Source organism: Micromonospora sp. NPDC005194 (assembly GCF_040608335.1).
GTDB lineage: Bacteria > Actinomycetota > Actinomycetes > Mycobacteriales > Micromonosporaceae > Micromonospora.
This window is the reverse complement of record NZ_JBEXIA010000015.1, coordinates 78,898-105,475: the sequence shown is the minus strand read 5'-3', so window position 1 is coordinate 105,475 and position 26,578 is coordinate 78,898. Positions and strand designations below refer to the sequence as shown.

22 protein-coding genes are annotated in these 26,578 nt (G+C 70.8%); 7 read left to right on the top strand and 15 right to left on the bottom strand.

The genetic code is table 11. The annotated features are described in order from the left end of the window. Positions 1 to 4 precede the first annotated feature (4 nt). On the top strand, positions 5 to 871 hold the full coding sequence (locus ABZU53_RS15820) for a metallophosphoesterase (protein WP_355066501.1): 867 nt from the start codon (positions 5 to 7) through the stop codon (positions 869 to 871). Here the strand turns inward: ABZU53_RS15820 and ABZU53_RS15815 are convergent. After that, on the bottom strand, positions 861 to 2,096 hold the full coding sequence (locus tag ABZU53_RS15815; protein ID WP_355066500.1) for a helix-turn-helix domain-containing protein: 1,236 nt from the start codon (positions 2,094 to 2,096) through the stop codon (positions 861 to 863). The two genes, ABZU53_RS15820 and ABZU53_RS15815, sit on opposite strands and share 11 nt — an antisense overlap. After that, positions 2,083 to 2,250, bottom strand: a complete 168-nt coding sequence (locus ABZU53_RS15810; protein WP_355066499.1) for a hypothetical protein — start codon at positions 2,248 to 2,250, stop codon at positions 2,083 to 2,085. The genes ABZU53_RS15815 and ABZU53_RS15810 overlap by 14 nt, the downstream gene beginning before the upstream one ends. A 187-nt stretch (positions 2,251 to 2,437) precedes the next feature. Between ABZU53_RS15810 and ABZU53_RS15805 the strand changes: the two genes are divergently transcribed. Then, the gene (locus ABZU53_RS15805; RefSeq protein ID WP_355066498.1) at positions 2,438 to 3,187 is read left to right on the top strand and encodes a helix-turn-helix transcriptional regulator; all 750 of its coding nucleotides are present in this window, start codon (positions 2,438 to 2,440) and stop codon (positions 3,185 to 3,187) included. Positions 3,188 to 3,199: 12 nt separating this feature from the next. Beyond that, positions 3,200 to 3,670 (top strand): NUDIX domain-containing protein, encoded by a 471-nt coding sequence (locus ABZU53_RS15800; protein ID WP_355066497.1) that lies wholly within the window; start codon positions 3,200 to 3,202, stop codon positions 3,668 to 3,670. On the opposite strand, the gene ABZU53_RS15795 is transcribed toward ABZU53_RS15800, so the two are convergent. From ABZU53_RS15795 to ABZU53_RS15775, 5 genes are all read right to left on the bottom strand, one after another. Next, positions 3,658 to 4,212 (bottom strand): HD domain-containing protein, encoded by a 555-nt coding sequence (locus ABZU53_RS15795; RefSeq protein WP_355066496.1) that lies wholly within the window; start codon positions 4,210 to 4,212, stop codon positions 3,658 to 3,660. The genes ABZU53_RS15800 and ABZU53_RS15795 overlap by 13 nt on opposite strands. Before the next feature lie 118 nt (positions 4,213 to 4,330). Further along, positions 4,331 to 5,425, bottom strand: coding sequence for a UvrD-helicase domain-containing protein (locus ABZU53_RS15790; RefSeq protein WP_355066495.1), 1,095 nt, complete (start codon positions 5,423 to 5,425; stop codon positions 4,331 to 4,333). Then, a complete protein-coding gene (locus tag ABZU53_RS15785) occupies positions 5,409 to 7,001 on the bottom strand; it encodes an AAA family ATPase (RefSeq protein WP_355066494.1) in 1,593 nt (530 codons plus the stop codon). Before ABZU53_RS15785 ends, ABZU53_RS15790 begins: the two co-directional genes overlap by 17 nt. A gap of 376 nt (positions 7,002 to 7,377) precedes the next feature. Further along, the gene (locus ABZU53_RS15780; protein ID WP_355066493.1) at positions 7,378 to 9,765 is read right to left on the bottom strand and encodes a discoidin domain-containing protein; all 2,388 of its coding nucleotides are present in this window, start codon (positions 9,763 to 9,765) and stop codon (positions 7,378 to 7,380) included. A gap of 193 nt (positions 9,766 to 9,958) precedes the next feature. Further along, on the bottom strand, positions 9,959 to 11,812 hold the full coding sequence (locus ABZU53_RS15775) for an adenylyl cyclase (RefSeq protein WP_355066492.1): 1,854 nt from the start codon (positions 11,810 to 11,812) through the stop codon (positions 9,959 to 9,961). A 171-nt stretch (positions 11,813 to 11,983) separates the two neighbouring features. Between ABZU53_RS15775 and ABZU53_RS15770 the strand changes: the two genes are divergently transcribed. Continuing rightward, complete coding sequence (locus ABZU53_RS15770) at positions 11,984 to 12,625, top strand: GNAT family N-acetyltransferase (RefSeq protein ID WP_355066491.1); 642 nt, start codon at positions 11,984 to 11,986, stop codon at positions 12,623 to 12,625. A gap of 15 nt (positions 12,626 to 12,640) precedes the next feature. On the opposite strand, the gene ABZU53_RS15765 is transcribed toward ABZU53_RS15770, so the two are convergent. Both ABZU53_RS15765 and ABZU53_RS15760 read right to left on the bottom strand, forming a co-directional pair. Next, positions 12,641 to 12,877: a hypothetical protein gene (locus tag ABZU53_RS15765; protein ID WP_354859160.1), complete on the bottom strand. Its 237-nt coding sequence runs from the start codon at positions 12,875 to 12,877 to the stop codon at positions 12,641 to 12,643. Beyond that, positions 12,870 to 13,466: a DJ-1/PfpI family protein gene (locus tag ABZU53_RS15760; RefSeq protein WP_354859158.1), complete on the bottom strand. Its 597-nt coding sequence runs from the start codon at positions 13,464 to 13,466 to the stop codon at positions 12,870 to 12,872. Before ABZU53_RS15760 ends, ABZU53_RS15765 begins: the two co-directional genes overlap by 8 nt. Before the next feature lie 53 nt (positions 13,467 to 13,519). Here ABZU53_RS15760 and ABZU53_RS15755 point away from each other — a divergent pair, with 53 nt between their 5' ends. Together ABZU53_RS15755 and ABZU53_RS15750 are read left to right on the top strand one after the other, a co-directional pair. After that, a complete protein-coding gene (locus ABZU53_RS15755; RefSeq protein ID WP_355066490.1) occupies positions 13,520 to 14,461 on the top strand; it encodes a helix-turn-helix domain-containing protein in 942 nt (313 codons plus the stop codon). Between the two features lie 137 nt (positions 14,462 to 14,598). After that, the gene (locus ABZU53_RS15750; protein ID WP_354859154.1) at positions 14,599 to 14,787 is read left to right on the top strand and encodes a hypothetical protein; all 189 of its coding nucleotides are present in this window, start codon (positions 14,599 to 14,601) and stop codon (positions 14,785 to 14,787) included. A gap of 130 nt (positions 14,788 to 14,917) precedes the next feature. Here ABZU53_RS15750 and ABZU53_RS15745 read toward each other — a convergent pair whose 3' ends face one another. Then, positions 14,918 to 15,685: an alpha/beta hydrolase gene (locus tag ABZU53_RS15745; RefSeq protein WP_355066489.1), complete on the bottom strand. Its 768-nt coding sequence runs from the start codon at positions 15,683 to 15,685 to the stop codon at positions 14,918 to 14,920. 59 nt (positions 15,686 to 15,744) lie between these two features. Between ABZU53_RS15745 and ABZU53_RS15740 the strand changes: the two genes are divergently transcribed. Continuing rightward, positions 15,745 to 18,786, top strand: coding sequence for a BTAD domain-containing putative transcriptional regulator (locus ABZU53_RS15740; RefSeq protein WP_355066488.1), 3,042 nt, complete (start codon positions 15,745 to 15,747; stop codon positions 18,784 to 18,786). A 36-nt stretch (positions 18,787 to 18,822) separates the two neighbouring features. Here ABZU53_RS15740 and ABZU53_RS15735 read toward each other — a convergent pair whose 3' ends face one another. From ABZU53_RS15735 to ABZU53_RS15715, 5 genes are all read right to left on the bottom strand, one after another. After that, entirely contained in the window at positions 18,823 to 19,377 is a 555-nt protein-coding gene (locus ABZU53_RS15735; protein WP_354859149.1) for a dihydrofolate reductase family protein, read from the bottom strand. Between the two features lie 71 nt (positions 19,378 to 19,448). After that, positions 19,449 to 19,991: a hypothetical protein gene (locus tag ABZU53_RS15730; protein ID WP_354859146.1), complete on the bottom strand. Its 543-nt coding sequence runs from the start codon at positions 19,989 to 19,991 to the stop codon at positions 19,449 to 19,451. A gap of 17 nt (positions 19,992 to 20,008) precedes the next feature. Then, positions 20,009 to 21,844, bottom strand: coding sequence for a prolyl oligopeptidase family serine peptidase (locus ABZU53_RS15725; RefSeq protein WP_355066487.1), 1,836 nt, complete (start codon positions 21,842 to 21,844; stop codon positions 20,009 to 20,011). Beyond that, positions 21,845 to 23,623, bottom strand: coding sequence for an N-acetylglutaminylglutamine amidotransferase (locus ABZU53_RS15720; protein ID WP_355066486.1), 1,779 nt, complete (start codon positions 23,621 to 23,623; stop codon positions 21,845 to 21,847). Between the two features lie 98 nt (positions 23,624 to 23,721). Beyond that, positions 23,722 to 26,388 (bottom strand): carboxylate--amine ligase/circularly permuted type 2 ATP-grasp protein, encoded by a 2,667-nt coding sequence (locus ABZU53_RS15715; RefSeq protein WP_355066525.1) that lies wholly within the window; start codon positions 26,386 to 26,388, stop codon positions 23,722 to 23,724. Positions 26,389 to 26,578: the final 190 nt, after the last annotated feature.

Here is a 26,578-nt window from a genome sequence, read left to right as displayed (position 1 = left end):
AACGGTGAGCCCTTCGCCCCGACTGCGAGCCGTCAGCGACCTGCACATCAGCTATGCGGAGAACCGCGCGTTCGTCCAGGAGCTACGGCCGGACCACCCCGGCGACTGGCTGCTCGTGGCCGGTGACGTGGCCGAGCGGTACGCCGACATCGAGTGGGCGCTCGGCCTGCTGAGCAGCCGGTTCGCCCGGGTGGTCTGGGTGCCGGGCAACCACGAGCTGTGGACGCCGCCCAACGACCCGGCGCACCTGCGCGGCGAGACCCGCTACCGCGAGTTGGTCGAGCTGTGCCGACGGCTGGGAGTCGTCACGCCCGAGGACCCGTACCCGGTGTGGGACGGCGACGGTGGGCCCGCCACCATCGCCCCGCTCTTCGTGCTCTACGACTACACGTTCCGGGTGCCCCAGGCCCGTACCAAACAGGAGTCGCTGGACCTGGCGTACGCGGCGGGGGTGGTCTGCACCGACGAGGCGCTGCTGCACCCCGACCCGTACCCGAGCCGGGAGACGTGGTGCGATGCCCGCATCACCGAGACCGAGCGCCGGCTGGCCGAGCGCGACCCGGCGCTGCCGACCGTGCTGGTCAACCACTACCCGCTGGTGCGCGAACCCACCGACGTCCTGTGGTTCCCGGAGTTCGCCCAGTGGTGCGGCACCGTCCGCACCCGCGACTGGCACCTGCGCTTCGGCGCGTCCACGATGGTCTACGGGCACCTGCACATCCCCCGCACGACCTTCTACGACGGCGTCCGCTTCGAGGAGGTCTCGCTGGGCTACCCGCGCGAGTGGCGGCGACGCGGCCCGGTCCCCGACCCGGTGCGCACCATCAACCCGGCCGACGACCTGCGCCGCCGCGAGTCCGTCAGCGGGTGAGGCCAACCAACGTCGCCAGCCGCGCCACGCCGGCCGGCGCCGGCTTGGCGCGAGCGACATCGGCGATGAGAGTACGCGCCAACGGCCGCCACCGAACCTCAGCCGGCGCGACACTGTCCGCGTCCACCAGGGCGCGTGCCGCCCCGCGCAGGTCACCCGTGTGCAGGTACGCCCGCGCGACATCGAGCAGGTAGGCACCCCGATACTCGGCCGGCAGCCGCCGCCACGCCTCCCGCCGAACGATCGTCGAGTGCCTGATCAGTGCGGCGTCGGCGTCACCTCGTTGCGTTGCCAGCAGCACGCGTGCCATCTCCACGGCGACCGGTCCGAAGCTGGTGCGGTGCTGATCGTCGTACCCCCGCAGGCTGGCGGCGACGCCCGCGGCCCGGTCGGTCAGGTCGTCGGCGTGGCGGTGCTCGCCACAACCAGCGGCGGCCAGCGCGGCCTGGAGCAGCAGCGTCCCACCCACGGCCCACTCCCGACGGTCGCCCTCACCCTCGCCCCGGTGATCAAGAGGTTTACGTCGACTTTGATCTCCAAAAGCCCCGCAAACCTCTTGATCACCATCCTGCCGTGGGTGCGGCAGGACCCGGTGGGCGGCGGTGAGAGTCGCGTAGAGGGCCAGCCGGTCGCGGCCCGACGCGCGTAGCGCCTGACCCACCGCGACGGCCGCCGTCGCCGCGAGTAGCGGGTCGTCGCCGGCAGCGCTCATGGCCCGGTCGGCCGCCAGCCAGGCGAGGTCGGCCTCACCGAGCTTAACCAGCAGCAACGAGGTCATCCGGTACGCCTGCACCAGCAGGTCCACCGACCGCGCGCCCTGAGCCGCGTCGAGCATCCCCGGCAGCGTGCGCGTCAACTGCGGATAGTGCGCGTGCTGGTATGCCAGCCAGGCATGCCCGACCTGACGCCTCAGCTCACGTGTGTGGGGTGGAGTCGGCGGGGTGTCGTAGCGGGCGAGCGCAGCCCGGATGTCCTCCACGCCGGCCGGCGTGCCTGCCGGGGCGCTGCTGGGCGGCTGACCGAGCAGGACCTCCGGATCGACCCTCAGGACGCCGGCCACCTCCTGGATCACGGAGTACCGGTCCAGAGGGCGAACGCCGCGTTCGACCTTGTCGACCCAGCTCTTCGACCTGCGCAGCCGGTCGGCAAGCATCTGCTGCGTCATTGACCGCCGCACCCGCCAGCTCGCCACGCGTCGCCCGATCGGCAGGTCATCGCTGGTCACGCCGCCACCGCCGGTCCGGGAGCGCGCGGGTCGTGTCGTCGAGGGGTACGCGCTCCGCCTCGGCCTGATCCAGGAGGCGCTGCTTGGCAGCCTCCCGCTCGGCCGCCTCAGCCTGTTCACCCTTGCTCACCGTCTCGTCGCCGCGCACGCTCACCTCTGTCAGGCCATGGACGCGACGATCGTGTGAACCCGTCGCGTCCGATCTGGACGTCATGTGTTGTGAGTCCAGGCTCGACGAATTCGTGATGACGAGTTCACCGCGAGTCACGGACGAGTGGGGACGTCCTTGCTAGGCTGAGTCGTCCCGCTACCGTCCCCCAGGCCATTGAGCAGGAGACGCGATGCCCAACGACCGTCTCCGGAACGGAATGCTCAACAAGGGCCTGACAGCATCGGCACTTGCCGAGAGGGTCGGCGTCGACCCCAAGACTGTCGAGCGGTGGGTGACCCAAGCTCGCATCCCGTACCCGCGCTATCGCTACTCCATCGCGCAGCTACTGGACGAGAGCGAGTCGTACCTCTGGCCGGACGCGCTTCCGACGCAGCGGGCCGTGCAGATCAGCCAGTCGGAGCTGGTCCACATCTATCCGCGCCGTGGGGCCGTTCCCACCGACCTCTGGCAGCGGCTCCTGGAGCGGGCCACCCGGCAGGTTGGTGTCCTGGTCTACGGGGGACTGTTCCTACCCGAGTTCAATCATCGGTGGATCTCGACCCTGCGAGAGAAGTCGTTGGCCGGGGCGCAGGTCGAGTTGCTATTCGGCGATCCGGAGGGCGTGCACATCACCGAGCGTGGAGACGCCGAGGGTATCGGCCCAGCCATGTCCAACAAGATCCTGAACGCGTTGGCCTTCTACAAGGAGCTTCGCGATCTCGACAACGTCGGGATCTATTACCACGACACCACCCTCTACAACTCCATCTACCGCTTCGACGATGAGATGCTGGTCAACACGCATCTCTACGGCACGCCGGCCGCGTACTCACCGGTGTTGCACCTGCGGCGCCTTGGCGGAGGGGACCTCTTCGACAGCTACGTAGCCAGCTTCAACCGCGTGCTCGGGCAGAAGCGGGCTGTGTGGCCTGAGCACTGACAGGCTGGAGGCATGGCGCGAATCGAGCACTTCGACAACCCGGACGCCCCGAAGCCGAACAGGATCGTCGTGGCGGTGACCGTCTTCGTTCAGGACGGAGAGGGCCGGGTGCTGCTCATCCAGCGGACCGACAACGGCCTCTGGGCACTGCCTGGCGGCGCTCAGGACTTCGGCGAGTACATTGCCGAGACAGCCGTGCGGGAGACGCGCGAGGAGACTGGCATTGAGGTCGAGGTGACCGAAATCGTCGGGATCTACTCCGACCCCCGGCACGTGGTGGAGTACAGCGACGGCGAGGTACGGCAGCAGTTCTCGATCTGCTTCCGCGCCCAGTACCTTTCCGGTGATCCGACGACCAGCAATGAGTCCTCGTCCGTGGTGTGGGTGGCCCGTGACCAACTCGACCGGCTACCGATGCACACCTCGATGCGGCTCAGGATCGACCACGGATTCGAGCGGCGTCCTGTCCCCTACATCGGCTGAGCTGACAGGCGATGCTGCGTCCTGCCTATGGCGTCTCGGAGCATCGGTTCAGCCTTCTGCCAGAACCGGGTCACGACGTCGTCCGGCCCGTAGCGCTGCCGGATCTCCGCCAACCTCTCATCGACGGTGAGGTTCTGGCCATCCGGACCAGTCGTCATGTCCGCGTACCAGAGAGCATCCGACGTCGCCGTCTCCTCGCGCGGGAATTCATTGGCTAGAGCCTGTCCCAGACCGCGCTCGTCTGCTTCGTAGACAGCGCAGGAGTGGTAAGCGACCAGCGCAGCGACGCGGTCACCGAAGCCATGGCGCTGAAGCCATCGTGCGCCGTCGAGCGCGTGGAAACCTGTGTCGGCGACGTCGGGGGCGTACCCGATGTCATGCAGCCACGCCGCCGCCGTCAGCAGCTCCGCATCGCCCCCGACCAGGTGCGCAAGCTGCTTGGCTTTGGCCGCCACTCCACGCACGTGCAGCCAGCGTCGCGGTAGGACGGCTCGCAGATGACGCCGTGCGGTTGCCGCAGCTAGCTGGGAGGGAGGACCCACGCGCGAATTCTACGGCCCGAGCACATCTGGGCCACACCAATCTGGCGCCCTCCCATGCCGCTGCAGCCGCACCAGCCGACAACGGCGCAGGCAAGAGTGAGGAATGCTTTCGTGGATGTCATCGCGGGTCTCCCAGGGGGCCCTCCGGATCACGGCTAGATCCAGTAGTCGGCGTCGTCTGCCTTGACCACGAATGCGACGCTGTACCTGGCTCGCGTGACGGCAACGTAGAGCCGGTCGGTGCCTTGAGGCCTGAGAGATCGGCCGTACGTAGATAGGTGAGCATCGGTTTGGTGGGGAAGATCAACACGCGGTCGTAGGTACTGCCCTTGGAAACACCGATATTGAGAGCTGATAGTCCGAGTGTTGGCGTCCTGACCCAGTCACGCAGCACTTGGGGAGAATATTTCGCCACATAGGCAGGCACAGCATCCTCGGCGATCTTGAAGATGCCGTCGTGCCCCGTCTCGACAAGATTCCGTGACATTGTGGTTGGCATCTCCGGGTAAAGCCGGTCGGACCAGTCGCAGATGAGCTGGTGACAGCGCCAGCTTTCGGTACGCATCTCCACCGTGCATACCGCCTGTCGGCGCTGGAGCCAGTCCAGGATTCCGGCGCCGCGGTACTTCTTGTTGCGGGGCCCGTTGTTTGTAGCGAGGGTGTGCTGGCGGGGATCACCCACGACGGTGACGCTAATGCTCGACCCGAAGAGCTTGGCGACGAAGTCGAGATCGTAACCCACAAGATCTTGGAACTCGTCGATATAAATGTGGTCGTACATTGCTTCCAGCCGGCGCATCACCGCGCCGCCGGAGGCACTGTCGGCGCAGCAGACGAAGTCAGAGACTCCGTCGCGATACATGTCGCCGTTGCGGTCCAAGTAGTACGCGTGAGGTTTGTCGCGGCGGGCGAACCGTGGTCGCTGGCCGTTGAAGTTGAGCGACCGGATGTGATCTATTTTCCCGGTAACGCAGACCTGAAACGGCTTCGCGCCCTGCCGAATCAGAAATTGAAACCAGGTGATGGTGGTGATATGGCCAGGAATAACTCCCGCGACCTCGATCAAGCGCCGGCGGATCTGGGCGAGGTTCTCCTGGGTGTAGGTGGTAATGAGGACTCGCTGCGACGGGTCGGCGAGCGCCGCCTCGATGATCAGCTGGGTTTTACGCGACCCGGCTGCGGCGATCACCGCGCGGTTACCGGCGGACGGCATCACGGATATACTCCGGTATGGTGATGGTCTGCTCGGACTCGAAGACCGTGAGCGCCCAACCAGTCTTGTTGGCCGCCATGTGCGCGAGCAACTCTTCGTCGGTCTGGAAGTTCTTGCCGAGGATCTCGTTCAGGCGCGCGAGACCGTTGGCGGCCAGCATCTGGGGTTCTAAGGTCTTGGCGTCGCCGGTGCCGACGTGAATGGAAATGAAGTCGTATCCCGCGAAATCCGCATAGCGCTGATGCATCTTTGCGGCGTCGCCGTCGTTGTCGTTGACGACGGCGACGGGCTTGGCGAGTGGTACGGCGAGGTCCAAGAAACGGGCGGCCGACAGGCCCCGGACGTTGATGATGTCGACCCCGTCGGCGATGGGTTCGCGTCCATGTTCATCGAGGTACGCTCGCGTCAGGATGAGTTCGTCCGAGGGCCCTTCCACCAGGATTGCGCGTTTCGCCAAGACTAGGCGCAGCGTGTCGTAGCCGGAGAGCTTTTTGAAGTAGTCGACGGTATCCCTGCGCAGGTCGGTGATGCGCTGCCCACCCACGTTGGTTAGCAGAATTAGCTCGTCGAGGCCGAGCTTGTTGAGGATGAATGCACTGTGTGTGGTCGCTAGAACCTGCTTGCCGGCGCACTTCTCGTTGATCTTGTGAACCAGCTGATTCAGCGACGAGAATGAGAGGTGATTCTCCGGCTCCTCGATGAGCACGACATGCGTGTCGGCGATTTTTTCGGTCAATGCTAGAAGGATCTTGAGTGAACTCTGTTCGCCCTTGCCTACATAGGGAAAGGGCAGTTCGTCGAGATGCGGCACGAGGCTACGCTCCCACCCTGCCCGTTGGGAGATGTCAATGGAAAGTGTCAACTCACGGTCGCTGATCTCGCCGCGTTCCCCCGCAAGCCTGGTGTTGATTTCCTTGACTGCTGCGATGTCGCCGAAGGCTTCCCGCAGGCTGCGGTAGGCCAGCGACAGTTCGACCCGCTGACGGGGGCCCAGGGAATCAGCAATGATCGACTGCAGGTAGGCATCCGCGCCGTTCGGAAGTCGGATCGCGGTCGCGTCAATTAGCGTTGCAGCCGCCGGGACCCCCCGCGCCGTGATGGCCTCACCAGCGAAGTTGGTCCAGTGGACCTGGTAGTACTCCGTCGGCACCCAGGCGATGCGGGCCGGTTCGGCGATGTACGTGGCATACTCGTCGATGAAATCGAGGTTGAAGGCTATCCGGATCTTGACGCCGGGCCCGAACTCCCGTAGAGAGTTGTTCGCGCCTCTGAGTCTGGCCAAGTCTTCGGCGTCGTCGAAATAGAGCTCGATCAGGATTTCCGGTGGCTCCGCCGGGCCGCGTGCACGTAGCGCGGCTACGTACTCACGGGTGGCTTGTAGATTAATCAGAAACGGTGACAGCTCTGCGGCCACCGAATTCCCGCGCAGTCGGCCGGTCAACGCAAGGTTGATGGCCTCTAGCAGGTTCGACTTGCCTGCGTCGTTGTCGCCGACGATCACGTTCACGCCGGGGTTGAGATCCAACGCGAAGTCCCTGAACACCTTGTAGTTCTTAATAGTGATCTTCTTCAGCATGCGTGGCCATAGAGGTCTCGCGGCTGTCCCGCCTGGTACGGATTGGTCAAGGTCGTCTCCTCAGGGCACGGTACGTTTCGATGATCGTTGGCGGCGTACCAATGTCCATGCCGCTGTCGCCTAGCTGACCAGGCTTCTAGCCGGTCAGTGGGTGCGGACCGGCTAGAAGCATGACGACGAAGGCGGCCATGAGCCGGTGCGTGCCAGGACGGACACGCAACGGCCGTCGCCTGGCATGAGCGCGTCCCACTCCGTGAGGGTGACTTGCCACGCTGTGACCAAGCGCGCTACTTCGGAGTGTCGATCTCCGGGTGCCGGGTCGTCCCGACAGGAGGGCCGGCCGCCGGTCGGCGTCCGGCGGCCGCCCCACGTCCGGTCAGCTGGCGTACACCTCCAGTGCCGCCAGTTGCCCGGCCGGCCAGCCGGTGTTACCGGTCACGGTGATCCGCACGTAGCGGGTCTGCGCGGCGGTGAACGAGAGGCTCACCTGGTTGCCCGTCGAAGGGTCGAACGTCCGCCCCGCCGAGGAAACAAGCGTGCCGAAGCTGCCCCCGTCGGTGCTGCCCGCCACGGCCAGGGTCTGCGTACGGGTGGCCCAGGCCGACGACGGCGGCAGCTTGAGCACCACCCGCCCGACCGTGCGCGTCGCGCCCAGGTCGACCTGCACCCACTGCGGGAACGCGCTGTTGGCGCTCTCCCAGTAGCTGTTCGCGTCGCCGTCGACCACGTTGCCCGCGCCGTAGCTCTGGACGTGGCTGCTCTCGCTTGTGGACCGGCCCCGGGCCAGGTCGGCGTTGGCCGGGGCGTCGGTGGTGACGGTGACCGCCTTCGAGGCCGCCGAGGTGTTGCCGGCGCCGTCGCGCGCGGTGACGGTGAAGGTGTACGAGGTGGACGCGGCAAGGCCGCTCACGGTCGCCGTGGTGCCCGTGACCGTGCTGACCACCGTGCCGCCCTGGCGTACCTGGTAGCCGGTCACGCCGTTGTCGTCGGTCGACGCCGTCCAGGCCAGGGACACGCTGCTCGCCGTCCGCCCGGTCACCGTGAGGCCGCTCGGGGCGGTCGGCGGGTTGTCCGTGGTGCCGCTGGCGGCGTACACCTCGACCTGGGCGAGCTGGCCCGCCGGCCAGCCGGTGTTGCCGGCGATGCTCAGCCGGATGTGGCGGGCCGTGGTGGTCGTCAGCGTGCGCGTGACGGTGTTGCCGGTCGCCGGGTCGAAGGCGAACGCGGAGGCCCCGGCGATCGTCGAGAAGGAGCTGCCGTCGACGCTGCCCTGCACGGTGATGGTCTGGGTGCGCGCCCCCCAGCTTGCGGGCAGCCGCACCACGAGCTTGTTGACCTGGTGGCTGGCGCCGAGGTCGACCTGCCACCAGTGCGGGAACGAGCCGCCGCCGCTCTCCCAGTACGTGCCGGCGTCGGAGTCCACCGCGTTCGACGCCACGAACGGGCCGTTCTGGCTGCTCGCCGAGGTGGACCGGCCCGCGGCCAGGTTTCCGCTGGCCGGCGGCGGGGTGCCGAGCGTCGGCGACGTCGGGCGTACGGCGGTGAGCGCGAGCTGCCCCTTGAGCATCCGGCCGCCGTCGGCGGTGATGCGCAGGTAGTAGTCGGAGGAGCAGGCGACGCCGTCCTCGTCCAGGGCGCGGATGTTCGCGCCGGCCGGGGTGATGGCCTGGGTCTCGGACGTCTTGGCGATCTGGTTGCCCTCGTTGTACTCGTCGAACATGGACACGTAGAGGCCCTGGGAGCCGAGCCGGACCATGTTGTAGATGTGCCGCCAGTAGAAGTCGCCGTGCTTGCGGTGCCCACCGGCCAGGTCACCGGGCATCACGCAGGGCAGGTAGTCGATGCCGCGCGCCGCGCAGTCGGCCATGTCGCCGACGTTGACGTTGTTGTAGTACGAGTCGAGCTCCTCGACAGTCCTGGCTCGGTAGACCATCCACGGCGAGATGGCGTGGAACGCGTGGTAGACGTCGAGAAAGCCGGGGCGGGAGTCCTCGATGCCCTGCCGCCACCAGGTGGGCACGCCACCGATTACGTAGCAGCCCTGCGCCTTGAACCAGTTGACGACCTCCAGGCAGGGCCCGGGGGTGAAGGGTCGGCTGGATTCGCTGAAGCCGAAGCCCCAGATGCAGACGACGGGCTTGCCGTTCTGGCGGGCGTACGCGCCCGACGCGGTGTGCGCGGACATCTTCGTCGTCCAGTCGGTCTTGATGTCCGTCTGCATGGTGAGCCAGTCGGTGACGTCGTACATGATGTAGAACTTGCGGCCGTAGCGCTCGGCCGCCGCGCGAACCTTCTGCGTCATCGCGTCGCGGGTCGGCCCCTCGTCGCCCGTCGGGTTGAACCGTTGCAGCGCGGCGGTGTCACAGCCGTACTCCTGCATCCAGCGAAAGTGGGTGTCCACGGTCTGCTGGTCGTAGGAGGAGAAGAGGGTGGCCGGCGAGCCGTTGCCGAGGTTGGGGTACGCGGTGGGATAGCTGCGCGTGTACTCGCGCATGTCCGGCCAGGACACGATTGTGGTGTTGGACGGCGACGGCGGCTGGAACCGGTCGCGGCTCCAGTGCCACCAGCCGCCGATGGGCGCGGAGTCGCCGGGAGCGCTGAACCAGCCCTGGTAGCCGACCGTCACCTTGCCGACCACGTCGCCTACCGGGCTGGCGGCGTGCGCCGGGTTGGCGAGGGTGGTGAGCAGCTCGGTGGTGGAGGTGGCGGCGAGGGCGGACCCGGCCAGCACGGACGTGACGAACCTGCGGCGGGAGACCGCCATGAGGACCACTCCTTCGGGACGGAAGGCATTGACGGCCATCGTGGCAGCAGTGGATGCGATCCCGCAAGAGTGAGACTGATCGATGAAAATGTAAGTCAGGTAGTCGGAAGGATCCGAGCGTCACGGTCGGGCACACGCGGAGGGCCGGCGCCGCACACCGGCGCCGGCCCTTTCGGTGGTACGCCCCGAAGCGTTACGAGGCCGGGTACTGCGCGACGTAGACCGGCACGCCGATCTTCGTCGTGTCGGCCGCGTCGCCGACGCCGTTGACCACGTGGTCGATCGTGCCCGCGCTGAGGTTGACGGTCATGATGTGGTGCAGTCGCACGCCCGGCCGGTTCGGGACCTCGAAGCCGTTCTCGGTGTGGATCGACGGGTTGTTCTGGTTGAAGACGTACACCCCGCCGCCGTAGAGGTCGTGGTGGCGTACCCGGTCGCCGACCTTGTAGCCGGCGAAGCCCTCGACCGGGCCGTTCATCCAGTCGGCCTGCGTCGGCGGGTCGTACGGCAGCTCGTTCTGGTAGAGGATCGTGGTGCCGTGCTCGCCGTTCCAGACGGTGTTGTAGCGCTGGAAGTGCTCGACGAACAGGCCGGTGGCGGTCACGTGGTCGCCGTTGATGACAGCGCCGTAGCGGCCGGTGTTGGTGCGCCAGCGGTCGGTGTCGCCGTTGACGCCCTCGGTGAAGCCCTCGACGCCGTGGTCGCCGCGCCACACCCAGGTGTGGTCGATGAGCACGTTGTCGCTGTTGACCTCCAGCGCCGTGTTGGTCCGGCCGATGTGCGGGCCGCCGACCCGGAAGTACACGTCGGACAGCGTGGTCGGGTTGGCCGGGCTGCTGACGTCGTGCCCGTGCTGCCGGCCCACCCGCAGCAGGACCGGCGACTCGACGGTGCCGGCGTCGATCGTGACGCCGGCGACGATCACGCCGGGCACTCCTGCGACGTCCAGCGGAACGGCGCCGGTCACTGCGGTGAGGGTCGCGTGGCCGATGCCGAGCACCACCGTGTTGGCCCGCCGGATCTCGATGCTCCGGGCGATGTCGTAGACGCCCGGGGTGAGCAGCAGGTGCTTGCCGCGCGCAAGCTGGCTGTTGATGACCCGAACCGGGTCGGACGGCTTGGCGATGAAGAAGTCGTCGATCCCGATGGTGCGTCCGGGGGTCAGTCCGTCGGCCCACGAGACGCCCCGGCTGTCGCGCTGCGCCGACGGCACCCGCACGTTGTAGCGGCCCTTGCCGTCGACGAACAGGTACGGCTTCTCCCGGCTCACCGGCGTGGTGTCGAGGGTGGTGTACGGCGGGTCCGGGAACGTGGCGTCGTCCGGTGCGCCCTCGACGCCCGCGAAGACCTGGTTCCACACGGCGTTGGACCACCCGGCGACCTCGCTGTTGCGGGTGAGCCACTGCTGCTGCGAGCCGTTGGTGGTGGCCGGCAGCCGCGAGTCGGCGATGAAGCCGCCGCTGGCGTACTGCGGGCCGGCCGTGCAGTAGTCCATCAGGGACAGCCCGCCACCGGTGATGTTCAGCCGGCGCATCGAGACCGCCTGGGACACCGCCCAGAAGTTCGCCGTCGACCGGCAGCCGTCCTGGCCGGCGGCGTTGACGGTGAGCGAGAGGTTGGACAGGGTGCGCCAGAAGTTGACCAGCGCGAGGCAGTTGCTAGTGCCGCCGTCGGCCAGGCAGCGGTTGTAGACCTCCAGCTTGCCGTTGACGGCGACGTCGGTGGGCGAGGCGCCCAGGCCGGCGACCTCGGTGTAGTAGCCGACCTTGGCCTGCAACGGCTGCTCGGCAGTGCCGTACGCGCCCGGCTTGAACAGGTAGGCGTGCCGCTCGGCGCCCATCTCGTTGTTGACCTGCCGGGCGTGCGCGGCGTCGAGGGTCTGCTGGATCTCGCTGACCGGCATGGTCGGGTCGAAGATGGTCACGTTCGGCCCGAAGTCGGGTGCGCCGTGCGTCGGGCGACCGGCGGCAGCGGCGGTGCCGGTCGTCGTGAGGGCGGTGGTGACCAGAAGGGCGAGCAGGAGGGTACGTCGGGACGGGGTTGTCATGTGGTTCGTCCTCTCCGCGACCGGGTCGTACTCCCGGCGCAGCTGGGGCGTGAGAGCGCTCTCTGGTGTTTCTACCCGGTCCGGCGGCCCCACGCCATGACCGGGGACGGCGAACTTCGGGCCGGACCGGTGAGAATGGACGGTGGCTCGCGACTCAAGGAGGCGACGATCGTGGGTGGCACGTTGGCCGACGTCTTGGACGCGGCGGCACGCGGGCACTTCCCGCCGTCGGACGGCGGGACCACCATCGTGCCGCAGCACAGCCGTCGGGACGCCGGGGTGATCGCGTTCACCGCCCACTCCGTGGTGTTCACCGACGAGGACCCCGACTGGGTCCGCCGTACCCTGGCCGCCCTCGACTGCGACGCTCTGGCGGCCACGATGAATCCGCGTTTTTTGAGCGCGCTGCTCGACCGCACCGGACGGTCGACGGACACCATCGACCTGCTGACCGTCGCCTCCCCGCTCGCCGGTGCGCCCCCGCTGGCGCTGCGCGAGCTGACCGACGCCGATCATCCCCGCGAGGCCAGGGCGCGCAGGCGCCGTGACGACGTCCGCGTCTGGGCGGCCGACGGCGGCGTGGTCGTACTCGGCCGTGGCGTGGCGGGTCGCTGGGAGGCGGCGATCGAGGTCGACGAGGACGTTCGCCACCGGGGTCTGGGCCGGGCGCTGGCGACGGCCGCCCGGCATCTGGTGCCCGATGGCCAGCCGGTCTGGGCACAGCAGGCCGCCGGCAACGCGCGCAGTGTGCGTGCCTTCCAGGCGGCCGGCTTCCGACCGGTGGGCGCCGAAGCGCTGCTCCTGGAGAAGTAGCCTCTCCGGGCGCCCCTACAGGTCCGCGCCCAGGAACTCGTCGATCATCGGGGCCAGCCAGTCGGCGCGCTGCGGGATCGTGGTGTGGGTGGTGCCCGGCAGGATGGCCAGCCGGCAGGCCGGCAGACCGGTCAGGTCGCCGGGCACCCCGCCGCCAAGCAGCCGGAACATCCGCACCGCGTGCTCGGGCTGGACGATGTCCGAGTCGGCCAGCACAATCATGGCGGGCGCGGCCAGGGCATCGTCAGTCACCGTCCACCATTGTGCCGCCGACGGTTCCGACCGCTCGCTGGTACTCGATCGTCGCGGCGACCCGGTCCGCAGTGGCTGCATCCATCTCGCGTTCCGTGATCCACAGGGCCAGGTCCAGCCCGGCGGAGAGCGCGCCTGCGGTGATGCGGTCGCCGTCGTCGACCACCCGCTGATCGAGGACAGTGACGCCGTACGCCCGTAACTCCTCGTAGGCGTTGCGGTTGGTGGTCGCGCGCCGGCCGGTCAACAGTCCGGCGGCGGCGAGCAGGAGGCTACCGGTGCACACCGACGCCATCCAGCGCGTCGAGGGGGCCAGCGCGGCCAGCCGGGCAGGCAGCACCCCGTGCTGCGCCTGCGCCCAGGACCCCGCAGCGGCCCGATTCAGCCATCCCCCGCCCGGTACGACGACACCGTCGGCCTGCCCGAGCACCACCGGCACATTGAGCTGGACCCCCCGCATGCTGCGTACCGGCCCCGGCCGCTCGACGGCGACCAGCTCGACGGTGAACCCCGCCATCGCCAGCACCTCGAAGGGTCCGAACACGTCCAGTTCGTCGAAGCCATCGAAAACCACGATCTCTACTCGCACCGGGCCAGGATCTCGTCCGGTCGTCGGCCCTGACGAGTGGCATTCTTGCCACTGTGCACAAGCAATCCGCCACGCACCGGGTCGCCGTACTCGCCCTACCGCCGGTCGTCGCTTTCGACCTGACCATCGCGACGCACGTCTTCGGTCACGAGGGCCAGGGCCGGTACACGACCGTCGTCTGCTCCCCGGACGGCGGCGCCGTGCCGACCACGACGGCGGGACTCGGCATGACCGTCGACGCAGGTCTTGAAGCCGTGCGCAACGCGGACACCGTCATCGTGCCCGGCTTCAGGCGCGGAGCCGCGCCGGCCCGAGCGCTCGACGCCCTGGTCGCCGCGTACGAACGGGGTGCTCGTGTCGCGTCGATCTGCACCGGCGCGTTCGCGCTCGCCCAGGCCGGGCTGCTCGACGGCCGGCGGGCCACCACCCATTGGGTCCACGCCGAGGCGCTGGCCCGCGAACACCCCACGGTCACCGTCGATGCGAACGCGCTGTACGTCGACGAGGGACAGGTGTTAACCAGCGCCGGGCTGGCCGCCGGCCTCGACCTGTGCCTCTACCTGGTCGGCCGGGACCACGGCCAGACGGCGGCCATCGAGCGCGCCCGCGTCATGGTCACTCCCCTGCACCGGGCCGGCGGTCAGGCGCAGTTCATTCCCCTCCAACCCACCGATGCCGCTGACCTGACCGTGGTCACCGAATGGGCGAACGCCCACCTGCACCTGCCACTGACCGTCGGGGACCTGGCCCGGCGCGGCCACCAGTCGACCCGTACGCTGCACCGCAACTTCCGGCGGCGCTTCGGCATGAGCCCGCAGGCCTGGCTGACGCAGCAACGACTTCGTGCGGCGTGTGGCCTGCTCGAAGACGGCACGGTCACCATCGACGAGGTGGCCCGACGGACCGGGCTGGGCACCGCCACCAATCTGCGCGCCCACTTCCGCCGGGCCTTCGCCGCCACCCCCACCGCCTATCGCCAAGCCTTCAACCCCTGAACCCCGCGCCTCCCGCGATCTTGCACTTTGTGCGGCTGTCACGCGGCTTTCGCGCCTTATATCACCGCAGAAAGTGCAAGATCGGCGTGGGGGGCGCACCGAAGGGCTTGGGCGTGTTGCTGCTATACAAAGCAACCATGACGCGTGATCGGATCATCGCGGGACTGTTGCTGGTAGTCGCACTGCTCAGCCTGGCCGCTTCGAAGGCCGCGCCGTTCCTGGACGACGCCCCGCTGGCGGCACGAACGGCGATCGTGGTTCTCGGCGTGGCGTGCGGCCTCGGTGGCGTCTGGCTGTGGCTCCGACGCTCCCCCGAACAGCAGTAACCCACCCGCTCCGCCTCCCGCTCCGTCGATCATGGAGTTGTGGTGGTGCGCAAAAGGGACTGTGGTGGCTAAGGTGGCCACCACAAGTCCATGATCGACGCCGCAGCCCCGGGGCCGCTGGGAGTGTGGGTCACCGGGCTGGCACCGGCTCGGCCAGGAACTCGTCGATCATCGGGGCCAGCCAGTCGGCGCGCTGCGGGATCGTGGTGTGGGTGGTGCCCGGCAGGATGGCCAGCCGGCAGGCCGGCAGACCGGTCAGGTCGCCGGGCACCCCGCCGCCAAGCAGCCGGAACATCCGTACCGCGTGCTCGGGCTGGACGATGTCCGAGTCGGCCAGCACGATCATGGCGGGCGCGGCCAGGGCCCGGATCTGCTCGGGCGTCCACCGCGGCAGGTTCGCGTCCAGGACCTTCATCTTGGTGACCAGGGTGGCCCAGCCCGCCGGGTCCGGCGCGGTCCGCAGGTACTCCTCGTGGAACTCCGAGCCGTGCAGATGCTCCGGTTGCAGGTCCTGGATCCCGTCGAGCAGCCCGGGGTGCAGGCCGTCCTCGTCGAAGCTCACCGAGGCGAGGACGAGCCGCCCGACCCGCTCGGCGTGGTCGGTGCCCAGGCGCAGCGCCACCGCCGAGCCCATGCTCCAGCCGAACACGTCCGCCCGCTCGACACCCAACCGGTCGAGCAGCTCGACCACGTCGGCGGCGAAGTGCTCCACGGTCAGCGGACGGTCGACGTCCGGGGTGTGGCCGTGCGCCTGCAACTCCACGGCAATCACCCGCCGCGACTTCGCCAGGAACGGCAGGATCGTGCCGAACGAGGTGCCGATGCCGGAGAGCGCGCCGTGGATGAGCACCAGCGGCCGGCCCTCGTCACTGCCATGTGTCTCGTGATAGATCTCCATGCCCACACGGTGCGCCGGCGCGCTTACGGTCTGCTTCAGGTCGTCTTACCGGCGCTAAGATGTCCGCCGTGCAGTTCGGGGTGCTCGGGCCGCTCGCCGTGACCACGGACGCCGGCGAGCCGGTGGTGGTGCCCGGCACCAAGGTGCGCGCCCTCCTGGCGGACCTGCTGACCAACCGCAACCAGGTCGTCTCCGCCGACCGGCTCATCGACGACCTGTGGGGTGACGACTCCCCCGCCAACCCGGCCGGTGCCCTCCAGGTGCGGGTGTCGCAGCTGCGCAAGGCGCTCAACGACGCCGAGCCGGGCGCCCGCGACCTGGTCGAGTCCCGCGCTCCCGGCTACCTGCTGCGGGCCGGCACGGTCGACGCCGACCGGTTCGCCGAGCTGGCCCGGCACACCGACGTCGACCGGTTGACCGAGGCCCTCGGGCTGTGGCGGGGCGAGGCGTACGCCGACGTGGCCGACGCCGAGTTCGTCCGCGCCGAGGCGACCCGACTCGCCGAGCAGCACCTCGCCGTGCACGAGCGGCTCGCCGAGGCCCGGGTGGCCCGGGGTGAACACGACCTGGTCGCGGCCGACCTGGCCGAACTGGTCGCCCGACACCCGCTGCGCGAGGGCCTGCGGGCGGTGCAGCTGCGGGCGCTGTACGCGGCCGGTCGCCAGTCCGAGGCCCTGGACAGCTACGCCGACCTGCGGGACCGGCTCGCCGACGAGCTGGGCCTCGACCCCGGCCCCGAACTGGTCGCCCTGCACCGCAGGATCCTCGAACAGGACGCCGGCCTGAGCGCGCCGCCGAAGGCCGCGATCATCCGCAACAGCCTGCCGGCCCAGCTCGACGAGCTGGTCGGCCGGGCCGAGGCGCTGACCGAGCTGCGAGCCCTGCTGCCCGCGCAGCGCCTGGTCACGCTGATCGGGCCGGGCGGCGTCGGCAAGACCCGGCTGGCCACCGAGACCGCCCGCGGCCAGTCCTTTCCGGACGGCGTCCTGCTGGTCGAGCTGGCGCCGCTGCCGGCCGGCGACCCGGGCGTCGCCGAGCAGGTGCTCGGCGCGCTGGACGCCCGCGAGGCCGCCGGCACGAGCCTGTCGGCCACCGACCGACTCGTCGCGGCGCTGCGGGCGCGACACCTGCTGCTCGTGCTGGACAACTGCGAACACGTCATCGAGCCGGTCGCCGCGCTGGTGGCCCGGCTGCTGCGCGACGCGCCCGGGGTGCACGTGCTGGCCACCAGCCGGGAGTCGCTCGGCCTGACCGGGGAGCTGCTCTGGGAGGTACCCCCGCTGTCGCTGCCCTCGGACAGCGACCCGGATGCGGTGCGGCGCTCGGCGGCCGCCCGACTGTTCGCCGCCCGTGCCGCCGCCCAGCATCGCGGTTTCCGACTCGACGAGCGCACCGCGCCGGCGGTCGCCCAGCTCTGCCGTCGCCTGGACGGCCTGCCGCTGGCGTTGGAGCTGGCCGCGACCCGCGTCCGCGCGCTGGGTCTGCGGGGTGTGGTGGACCGGCTCGACGATCGGTTCCGGCTGCTCACCACGTCTCAGCGCGACGTGCCGCCGCGACAGCGGACGCTGACCGCGGTGATCGGCTGGAGCTGGGACCTGCTCGACGACGCCGACCGCGCGGTGCTGGCCCGGCTCGCGGTGTTCGGCGACGGCTGCACCCCGGAGGCGGCCGAGTTCGTCTGCCGGACCGACCTCGACACACTGGCCCGCCTGGTGGACCGGTCGCTGGTGGTGCTCGACGACTCCGGCACCAGCCCCCGTTACCGGCTGCTCGAGTCGGTCGCCGCGTTCTGCCTGGACCACCTGGTCGACGCCGACGACACCCGGGCGCGGCACGCCGCGTACTACACCGACCTGGCCGAACAGGCCGACCCGCAGCTGCGCGGCCCCGACCAGCAGCGGTGGCTGGCGCTGCTCGACGCGGAGACGGTGAACCTGCGCGCGGCGCTGGTGCACGGCGGCGGGTTGCGGCTGGCCGTCGCGCTGAGCTGGTACTGGTACCTGCGGGGCCGGCTCACCGAGGCGCGGCGAGCCCTCGCGACGCCCGGCGATCCGACGCAGGAGAGCCGCGCCGCAGCCTGGCGGATCGGCTTCGCGCTGTTGCAGGGCGAGCAGATCCCACCGGCCGAGGTGCGCGCCGTCCTGGCCGGTGTCACCGACGCCCGAGCCGTCTGGTTCGCGGCGAACGCGGTACTCGGGAGCAGTGACCTGCCGCTGGCGTCGGAGCTGCTGCCCACCGCCGCCACCGATCCGTGGACCGAGGCCGCAGTGCTCAGCTCCCGGGCAATGATCGCGCACGCCGGCGGTGACCTGGCCGCGTTGGAGAGCGCGGCGACGCGCAGCACCGCGCTGTTCGCCGAGGTGGATGACCGGTGGGGCCGCCTCCAGGCGAGCGACTGGGTGGGTGGGCTGGCCGAGATTCGCGGTGAGTACGAACGCGCGGCAGCCCTGCACCGGGAGGGGCTGCGCTGGGCCGAGGAGCTGGGGCTGTGGCCGCACGTGGCCGGCAAGCTGTCCTGGCTGGCCTGGATCGCGGTGCAGACCCGCGACTACGCGCAGGCCCGGGAGCTGGCCGAGCGCGCGTACCAGCTGGCGGTGGAACAGGGTTCGCCGAGCGCGATCGTCTTTGCCGAGCTCGGCCTCGGCTTCGCCGCCCGCCGCGACGGCAAGCTCGACCTGGCCACCACCCACCTCACCCGCCTCGCCGAGCAGGGGCGCAACGAGGCCCAGCCGGCGCTCTACCTGCCGATGGTCCTCGTGGAGTTGGGTTACGCGGTCGAGCAGAGTGGCGACCCCGCCGCCGCGCTGGCCCTGCACCTCGAGGCGTTCGACGTCGCCGAGGCCATGGCCACCGCGCGCGACGTGCTCGGCCCGCTGGAGGGGATGGCGTCGGCGGTGCGGTCGCCCGAGGTTGCGGCCCGGCTGCTCGGCGCCGCGGCCGCCGCCCGGCAGGCCGCCGGCGTTCCGGCCGCGCCGGCGGAGCGCGACGACACCGACCGGGTGACCGAGCGGGTGCTCGCCGTGCTCGGCCGGGAACGGTTCGACGCGCTGGTCGCCGAGGGCGCGAAGCTGAGCCCGGGCGAGGCCCGGGCCCAGCTCTGATCAGCCGCTCAGTCGCTCAGCTCGCCGCTCAGCCGCTCAGCTCGCCGACTTCGGCCGGTACGAGGCGACGATCACGCCGCTCTTGTGCACCCGGGTGTCGACGAGGTCGAACGAGGCCGTGAAGTCCGTCAGCGGCACCGTCAGGCTTGGCGTGCCCTGCAGCACCGGGTGGATCCAGAAGCGGACCTCGTCCACCAGGCCCGCGGTGATCAGTTGGGCGGTGACCGAGCCGAAGCCGTACTGGATGATGTTCTTGCCGTCCTGGGCCTTGAGCGCTGTGACCGCCTCGACCAGGTCGCCCTGGAGCACCTCCGTGTTGTTCCAGGTGGGATTGGTGAGGGTGGTCGAGGCGACGTACTTCTTGACGTTGTTGAAGTAGGCGGCCCCGGTCATCGGGTCGCTCTCGTCCTGCTGCGGCCAGGCGACGGACATGCCGTCGTAGGTGGCCCGACCCATCAGCATCGCGTCCGCCCCGTCGGTCAGCTCGCCGGCTACGACGATGGACTCCTCGTCGAAGTACGGGCCGGTCCACACCGGGTTCTCGATGACGCCGTCGAGGGTGAGGTAGGTCGAGTTGATGAGCTTGCGCATCGGAATCTCCTGGGTGTCTGTCGTGTTCTGCTGACACCCGGAACACTGCAGGCCTCCGCTTACGATTCGCTTCAGATGCCCTTACCCGGGTCGGTCAGCGGGATCGGCAGCGCCTGCGGGGCGGCCGTGCCGCCGCCGGGCGAGTGCGCCGGCGCGGGCCGGTCGCCGGTGCGGCTGTGCAGGCGTCCGCGCCCGGCCGGCCCGGCGCGGCGGGTCACCTCGACGGTCACCATCCGCACCGGCGGTGGCGGCGCGGTGAAGCGGCCGACGCCCCAGCGCACCCAGATCGGGATCCGGCCGGCGTCGGCCTCGGCGGTCAGCTTCTGCACCGTACGCGCCCGGTCGGTGTGGTCGACCTCGATCACCACCGGTGGGCCGTCCGGTCGGGCGCACGCCACGTCGAGGACGGAGTGCCGCTGCTGCATCGGCGGCGGCAGTGGTACGACGCTGGGCGCGCGCCGGTAGACCCGCCAGCGGTGCGCCTGACCCCACCCCACCACCGCGTCGATGATCCGCGCGGTCACCTCGTCGGTGTCCAGGTCGACGAAGGTCACGTCGGTCAGCCATCGGCTCAGGTCGGCGGCCAGCCGCTCACCCTGCTCCGTGACGTCCACCGGCGCAGGATAACGCCTCAGCCGAGGGTGGCCGGCGTCGCGGCGAGGTGCCGGGTGAGCCAGGCGGTGGTGGCCGTACGCGCCGTCTCGGCGTTGTCGCGGGCCAGGAAGTCGTGCCCCTCGCCGGTGAGCACGAGGTGCCCGTGCGGGACGTCCCGCGCGGCGAGGGCCCGCGCCACCTGGGCCGACTCGCCGGCCGGCACGTTGGTGTCGTTGGCGCCGTGGATGAGCAGCACCGGCACGTCGAGCTGGTCGATGTGGGTCATCGGCGACAGGTCCCGCAGCAGGTCGGCGTCGCGCACCGGGTCGCCGTACTTGCTGACGGCGGCGGCGGCGATCCACGGTTCGGTGCCGGCGTAGAACGTACGGAAGTCCGAGATGCCGCACTCGGCCACGCCCGCGGCGAAAAGCCCCGGGAAGTTCACCAGCACCGCGAGGACCAGGTAGCCGCCGTAGGAGCGGCCCAGGCAGCCGAGCCGGCCCGGGATCGCGACACCGCTGTCGAGCAGATGGTCGGCGCACGCCGCCACGTCGGCGATGGCCCCGTAGCGGCCCGCGAGGTTGTCGGCGGCGACGAAGGTGCGGCCGAAACCCGACGAGCCGCGCACGTTTGGCGCGAACACCGCGACGCCCTGCGCGACGAGGGCCTGGAACAGCGGGTTGTAGCCGGGACGTTCCTGCGCCTCCGGGCCACCGTGCAGGCTGATCGCGGTCGGCCAGGGGCCCGGACCGGGCGGGCGGTAGAGCCAGCCGGACAGCGGCAACCCGTCGCGGGCGCGCAGGTCGACAAGCTGCGGGGCGACACCGCTGTCGCCCGTACGCGCGGCGCCGGTGTCCGGCCGCAGCGGGCGGGGCGTGCCGGTCACCGGATCGACCAGCCAGACCTCCCGGGGCTGCACCGGCCCCTGCGCGGTGACGCAGAGCAGGTCGCCGTCGGCGGCGAAGACGGCGCCGTCGAGCACCTCACCCGGGGCGGCGACGGCCCGCTGCACGCCGCTGGCGAGATCCAGCAGGCTCAGCTCGCTGCGCCCGCCGTAGGTGTTCCAGAGCAGCGCGGCACGTCGCCGGTCGGCGCTGAGCGCGACGTGCTCCAGCTCGGCGTCCGGACGCGCCGCGAGCCGCGTCGGGGCCAGCGCCGGTCGCGCGAGGTCGACGCGCACCAGCGCGGCCAGCTCCGAGAACGCGTCGGTACGCGCCAGCACGCTCGTCCCGTCGGGACCGAAGCAGCCCTGGTCGGTGCTGCCCCGGCCGGTGTCCGGCAGCAGCCGTACCCGGTCGCCGGTGGCCACGTCCAGCAGCTCCAGCCAGCGGGCGTTACGCGGACCGCGACGCAGCAGGGCGGACCCGCCGTCCGGGCTGACGTCCAGGAGGGTGAGCAGGTCGCCCTCGGCGAGCACCCGCCGGTGCCCGGTGCCGGCGTCGACCAGCACTGCGGCACCCCGCTCGGCGGTCTCGGTGACCGCCAGCAGCGCGCCGTCGGGCAGCCAACCGGACAGGGCCGCGCTGCGGCGGCCGAACCCGGCGACCTGGCGGCGCTGCGTGCCGTCCGGGCGCAGCACCCACAGCTCGGTGCGGGGTGCGCCGCCGGGCGCGACGACGCAGGCCAGCCACTGCCCGTCCGGGGACCAGCTCACCGCCAGGACCGGTTCGTCGCCGCTGGGCAGCGCGACGGCCTCGGCCGCATCGACGTCGCGGACCCAGACGGCCGGGATTCCGGCCCGGTCGGACAGGTACGCCACCCGTCGGCCGTCCGGCGACGGCGCGGGCGCGAAGTCCTCGCCGGGGGGCAGGGTCACCGCCGGCCGGTGGCGCACGGGTCGGACCCGGCGCGGCACCTCGATCCGTACGCTCATCTAAACCCCGATCCGCTGCAACCAGAGCTCCAGCAGCCCGAGCTGCCAGAGCGCGTTGGAGCCCAACGTGGTCCGCCGGGCGTTCGGCGCGTCCAGCAACTCCTCCAGGTAGTCCTTGCGGAACAGGCCGCGCTCGCGCGCCGGCCGCGCGGTCAGCGCGTCACGGACGTCGTCGAGCAGCGGGCCGGACAGGTGCCGGATGGCGGGCACCGGGAAGTAGCCCTTCGGCCGGTCGATCACCTCGTCGGGCACGATGCCCCGGCTCGCGGCCTTGAGCACGCCCTTGCCACCCTGGGCCAGCTTGAGCGCCGGTGGGCAGGCGGCGGCCAGCTCGACCACCTCGTGGTCGAGGAACGGCACCCGGGCCTCCAGCCCCCACGCCATCGTCATGTTGTCGACCCGCTTGACCGGGTCGTCGACAAGCATCACCAGGCTGTCCTGGCGCAGCGCCGCGTCGAGCGCGGTGTCCGCCCCGGGCGCGCCGAAGTGGGCGGTGACGAACTCCAGGCTCGCGTCGCGGTCGAGCATCCACTCGGGCGCCAGGTGCCCGGCGAGCGCGTCGTGGCGACGGTCGAAGAACACCCGGGCGTACGCCTCGACGGCGTCCGCGCGGGCCACGTTGGCCATCGGCGGGTACCAGTCGTAGCCGGCGAAGATCTCGTCGGCGCCCTGCCCGGACTGCACCACAGTGATCCGCTGCGAGACCTCCTCGGAGAGCAGGTGGAACGCCACGCAGTCGTGGCTGACCATCGGCTCGCTCATCGCCGCGATGGCCTCGTGCACTCCCGGCACGAACCGGGCCGCGCCGATACGGATCTGGTGGTGGTCGGTGTCGTACTCGCGGGCCACCAGGTCGGAGTAGTGGAACTCGTCGCCGCTCTCCCCCGCCGCCGCCTCGAAGCCGATGCTGAAGGTGGCGAGGCCGGTCTGGCCCTGCTCGGCGAGCAGGGCGACGATCAGGCTGGAGTCCAGGCCGCCCGAGAGCAGCACGCCGACCGGCACGTCGGCGACCATCCGCCGGCGTACGGCGGTGCGCAGCGCCGCCATGATCCGTTCCTGCCACTCGTCGGGGGACATGGCCGGCGCGGCGGCGCGGGTGAACTCCGGCCGCCAGTAGACGGTGTCGGTGCTACGGCCGTCGCCGGTGATCACCCGCACGGTGGCCGGGGGCAGCTTGCGGACGCCGGCCAGGATGGTGCGCGGTGGTGGCACCACCGAGTGGAAGCTCATGTAGTGGTGCAGCGCTACCGGGTCGAGATCGGTGTCCACGTCACCGGCGGCGAGCAGCGCCGGCAGGGTCGACGCGAAGCGGATCCGGCCCGGCGTCTCGGCCAGGTAGAGGGGCTTGATGCCGAGCCGGTCGCGCGCCAGCACCAGGGTGTTCGTGGCCAGCTCGACCAGGGCGAACGCGAACATCCCGTAGAACCGCTCGACGCAGGCCGTCCCCCACCGGTGGTACGCCTTGAGGATCACCTCCGTGTCCGAGGTGGACCGGAAGGAGTAGCCGGCGGCGGTCAGCTCGTCGCGCAGCTCCCGGTAGTTGTAGATGCAGCCGTTGAAGACCATGGCGAGGCCCAGTTCGGGATCGACCATCGGCTGGGCGCCGGCGTCGGACAGATCGATGATGCGCAGCCGACGGTGCACCAGCGCCGCTGGGCCGTGCTGCCATCGCCCCTCGCCGTCCGGGCCCCGGGAGGACAGGACGGGGAGCATCCGCTCCAGCGCCGCCAGATCCGGTGGCGCCCCGTCGAGGCGGAACTCGCCTCCGATACCGCACATGGCACACACCTCTCATCGGCTCGGTCCGCTCGGGCCGCTGACCGGTCCAGGCTTGGTGGACCCGGTTGCGTCCCGATGACATCCGCATCAAGCGTGGGTTACACCGGGGACTCCCCGGCTCCGCCGAGGAGCCAGGTGTCCTTCGAGCCACCTCCCCGCGAGGAATTGACGATCATGCTTCCGGCCGGCGCGACCCGGGTCAGCGCCACCGGGGCCACCTCCGCAGTCTCGCCGAGGAACACGAACGCCCGCAGGTCAACGTGGCGCGGCGCGAGGGCCGTACCGTCGAAGACCGGGTGGGTGGTGAGCGCGACCACCTCCTGGGCGATCCACCGGTGCGGCGCGGCGAGGATCTGCTCCCGGACGGCGTCCAGCTCCTCGGCCTCGGCGCGCGGGCCGATCACCACGCGGTCCCCGCCGTACCCGTCGACCGGCTTGAGCACCAGCTCGTCGAGCCGGCCCAGCACCTCGGCGCGCTGCTCGGGCAGCCCGCACAGGTACGTCGGCACGTCGCCGAGCAGCGCCTTCTCCCCCAGGTAGTACTCGATGAGCCGAGGCACGTACGCGTACAACGCCTTGTCGTCGCCGACGCCGTTGCCCAGCGCGTTGGCCAGCGTGAGCCGCCCGGCGTGCACCGCGGCCAGCAGCGGCCAGCCCAGCGGCACGCCGTCGGCGCCCGCGGCGTGCAGCAACGCGTCCTCGTCCATCCGCAGGTAGAGCACGTCGACCTGGCTGCGGCGGCCCTCCCGGACCAGGTGGACGCGGCCGTCGGACACCAGCAGGTCGCTGCTCTCGGTCAGCGGCACGCCCATCTCGTCGGCGAGGAGCCGGTGCTCGAACCAGGCCGGGTCGCCCGGACCGCTGCTGAGCACCACCACGGCGGGGTCATCCGCGGCGGCGGGGGCGGCGGCGAGCAGCGCCCGGTGCAGCATCGCGGGTGTCTCGTCGGCGGGCAGCAGGTCATCGGGCACCGGCAGCTCGGGCAGCACCGCCCGGGTGAGCCGGCGGTTCTGCACGGCGTAGCCGATGCCCGAGGGCACCCGGAGGTTGTCCTCCAGCACGTACCAGCCGCCGGCCGGGTCGCGGACGAGATCGGTTCCGGACACCTGGGCCCGCGCGCCACGCCGGCCCATCAGCGCACCGGTCGGGCGCAGCCCCGGCGAGGACTCCACCACCCAGGCCGGGACGACCCCGTCGGCGACCACCGCCCGGTCGGCGTACACGTCGCGCAGGAACGCGTCGAGCGCGCGGGCGCGCTGCACCAGGCCGGTCCGCAGCGCCCGCCAGTCGTCGGCGGGCACGACCCGGGGCACCAGGTCGACCGGGAAGAGCCGGGTGCTGGCCTCACCGGCCACGCTGAACGTCACGCCCCGGGCGCGCTGCTCCTCGTCCCGGTCGTGCTCGCGTTGGCGCAGGCCAGCGGCGCCGAGGGTGCGCAGGGCGGCGAGCAGCGGACGGAACGTCGGCTCCGGCCCGTCCGGGCCGAAGACCTCGTCACCCGCATCGGCGTACGCGGACAGCGCGGGCGGTGGCGGCACACCGGGCAGGGGCGTACGCACCCGGCCCCGCGTCTCGTCGAGCAGCAGGTCGACCACGTCGGCCAACCGGCCCCGCCGCTCGTACGCCCGCCGCTGCCGCGCCGCGGAGCTGCCGCGCTCCAGCGCGTACCGGGTCAGCTCGCGGACCTGCTCCCAGTCACCGGTCGCCTCCAACTGCGGGCGCAGGTCGGTCACCAGACGGCCGACCGCCTCGGCGGCCGGCACCGGCCGGGCCGAGCGAGGCAGGTCGAGCAGGTCGCCTTCCAGCCCGGAGCGGGCGGCCCGCCACACGGCGGCGCGCAGGACCGGCGGCCGGACGGCGGTGCGCTCGACTCCGGCGCGCAGGGCGGCGACCTCCCGGCGCACCAGCGCCCGGAACAGCCCGGTGAGCAGGACGATGGTCTCCACGTCGGCGTTGGCGTCGGTGATGCGCAGCTCCACGGTGGGCACGTGCGCCGACGGCCGAACGTCGAAGTAGATCATCGCGGGGTCGGTGATGGTCTCCGAGGAGATCAGCTCGGCTACGAGGGCCTCGTGGTCGGCCGCGCTGGTCACCTCGCCCGGGTCACCGGCCGTGGGCCAGCGCTGCCAGACCAGCGAGCGGACGCTTGCGTAGCCGCTGTCCTGACCCATCCAGTACGGCGAGCTGGTGGACAGGGCGAGCAGCACCGGCAGCCACGGCTGCACCCGCCGGGTGACGGCCACCGCCAGGTCCCGGTCCAAGACCCCGACGTGCACCTGCGCGCCGCAGATCAACTGCTCCCGGGCGAGCATCTGGTACTCGTCGAGCATCCGTCGGTAGCGCGAGGTGGGGGTGACGCTCGGGTCGCCGTCGGCGCGCAGCGGCACCGTGCCGGCCGCCACGATGCCCAGTCCGGCCCGGTCGGCGACCTGGACCGCCGACTGGCGCAGTCGGGTCAGCTCGGCGCGGATCTCGTCCAGGGTGCGGCAGACCGCGGTGTTGGTCTCCACCACGCTGCGGTGCAGCTCGGCGGTGAACGACGTGGCCGGCAGCCGGTCGAGCAGCTCCCCGGCCCGGGGCACCAGCTCCCGGGTGTGCAGGTCGACGACGTGGAACTCCTCCTCCACGCCGATGGTGGCGAGGTCGGCCGGGTCGTCGTGCACCGCCATCGCCGGAGCGGGACGGGACGTGGGCACGGCCCGACCGTTGCCGGACCGGCCCACCGGCCCGTCGAACGTCGCCGCGTTCGTGGTGTTGTCGACCATGGTCACCCCGGTTCGCGTGTCGGTGGTCTCGACTGTCCGACGAGCGTTCCCAGGTTTGGTACCGGGGGCGTTTCCGGCGCGTTAAGGTGACGCGCCGTTCTGCCCCGTGGCCGCGCACCGACGAGGGGCGCCGCTGATCCTCTTCGGACACCTGGTCCCGTGATCGACACGGGATCGGCGATGTCGGGGC

What these genes read in the sequence shown, in the direction of transcription:
- ABZU53_RS15805 (WP_355066498.1), top strand. Translation starts at nt 2,438, where the DNA reads ATGCCCAACGACCGTCTCCGGAACGGAATGCTCAACAAGGGCCTGACA.
- ABZU53_RS15720 (WP_355066486.1), bottom strand. Translation starts at nt 23,623, where the DNA reads ATGTGCGGTATCGGAGGCGAGTTCCGCCTCGACGGGGCGCCACCGGAT.
- ABZU53_RS15790 (WP_355066495.1), bottom strand. Translation starts at nt 5,425, where the DNA reads ATGCCGTCCGCCGGTAACCGCGCGGTGATCGCCGCAGCCGGGTCGCGT.
- ABZU53_RS15715 (WP_355066525.1), bottom strand. Translation starts at nt 26,388, where the DNA reads ATGGTCGACAACACCACGAACGCGGCGACGTTCGACGGGCCGGTGGGC.
- ABZU53_RS15750 (WP_354859154.1), top strand. Translation starts at nt 14,599, where the DNA reads ATGACGCGTGATCGGATCATCGCGGGACTGTTGCTGGTAGTCGCACTG.
- ABZU53_RS15725 (WP_355066487.1), bottom strand. Translation starts at nt 21,844, where the DNA reads ATGAGCGTACGGATCGAGGTGCCGCGCCGGGTCCGACCCGTGCGCCAC.
- ABZU53_RS15785 (WP_355066494.1), bottom strand. Translation starts at nt 7,001, where the DNA reads ATGCTGAAGAAGATCACTATTAAGAACTACAAGGTGTTCAGGGACTTC.
- ABZU53_RS15745 (WP_355066489.1), bottom strand. Translation starts at nt 15,685, where the DNA reads ATGGAGATCTATCACGAGACACATGGCAGTGACGAGGGCCGGCCGCTG.
- ABZU53_RS15800 (WP_355066497.1), top strand. Translation starts at nt 3,200, where the DNA reads ATGGCGCGAATCGAGCACTTCGACAACCCGGACGCCCCGAAGCCGAAC.
- ABZU53_RS15775 (WP_355066492.1), bottom strand. Translation starts at nt 11,812, where the DNA reads ATGACAACCCCGTCCCGACGTACCCTCCTGCTCGCCCTTCTGGTCACC.
- ABZU53_RS15740 (WP_355066488.1), top strand. Translation starts at nt 15,745, where the DNA reads ATGTCCGCCGTGCAGTTCGGGGTGCTCGGGCCGCTCGCCGTGACCACG.
- ABZU53_RS15780 (WP_355066493.1), bottom strand. Translation starts at nt 9,765, where the DNA reads ATGGCGGTCTCCCGCCGCAGGTTCGTCACGTCCGTGCTGGCCGGGTCC.
- ABZU53_RS15735 (WP_354859149.1), bottom strand. Translation starts at nt 19,377, where the DNA reads ATGCGCAAGCTCATCAACTCGACCTACCTCACCCTCGACGGCGTCATC.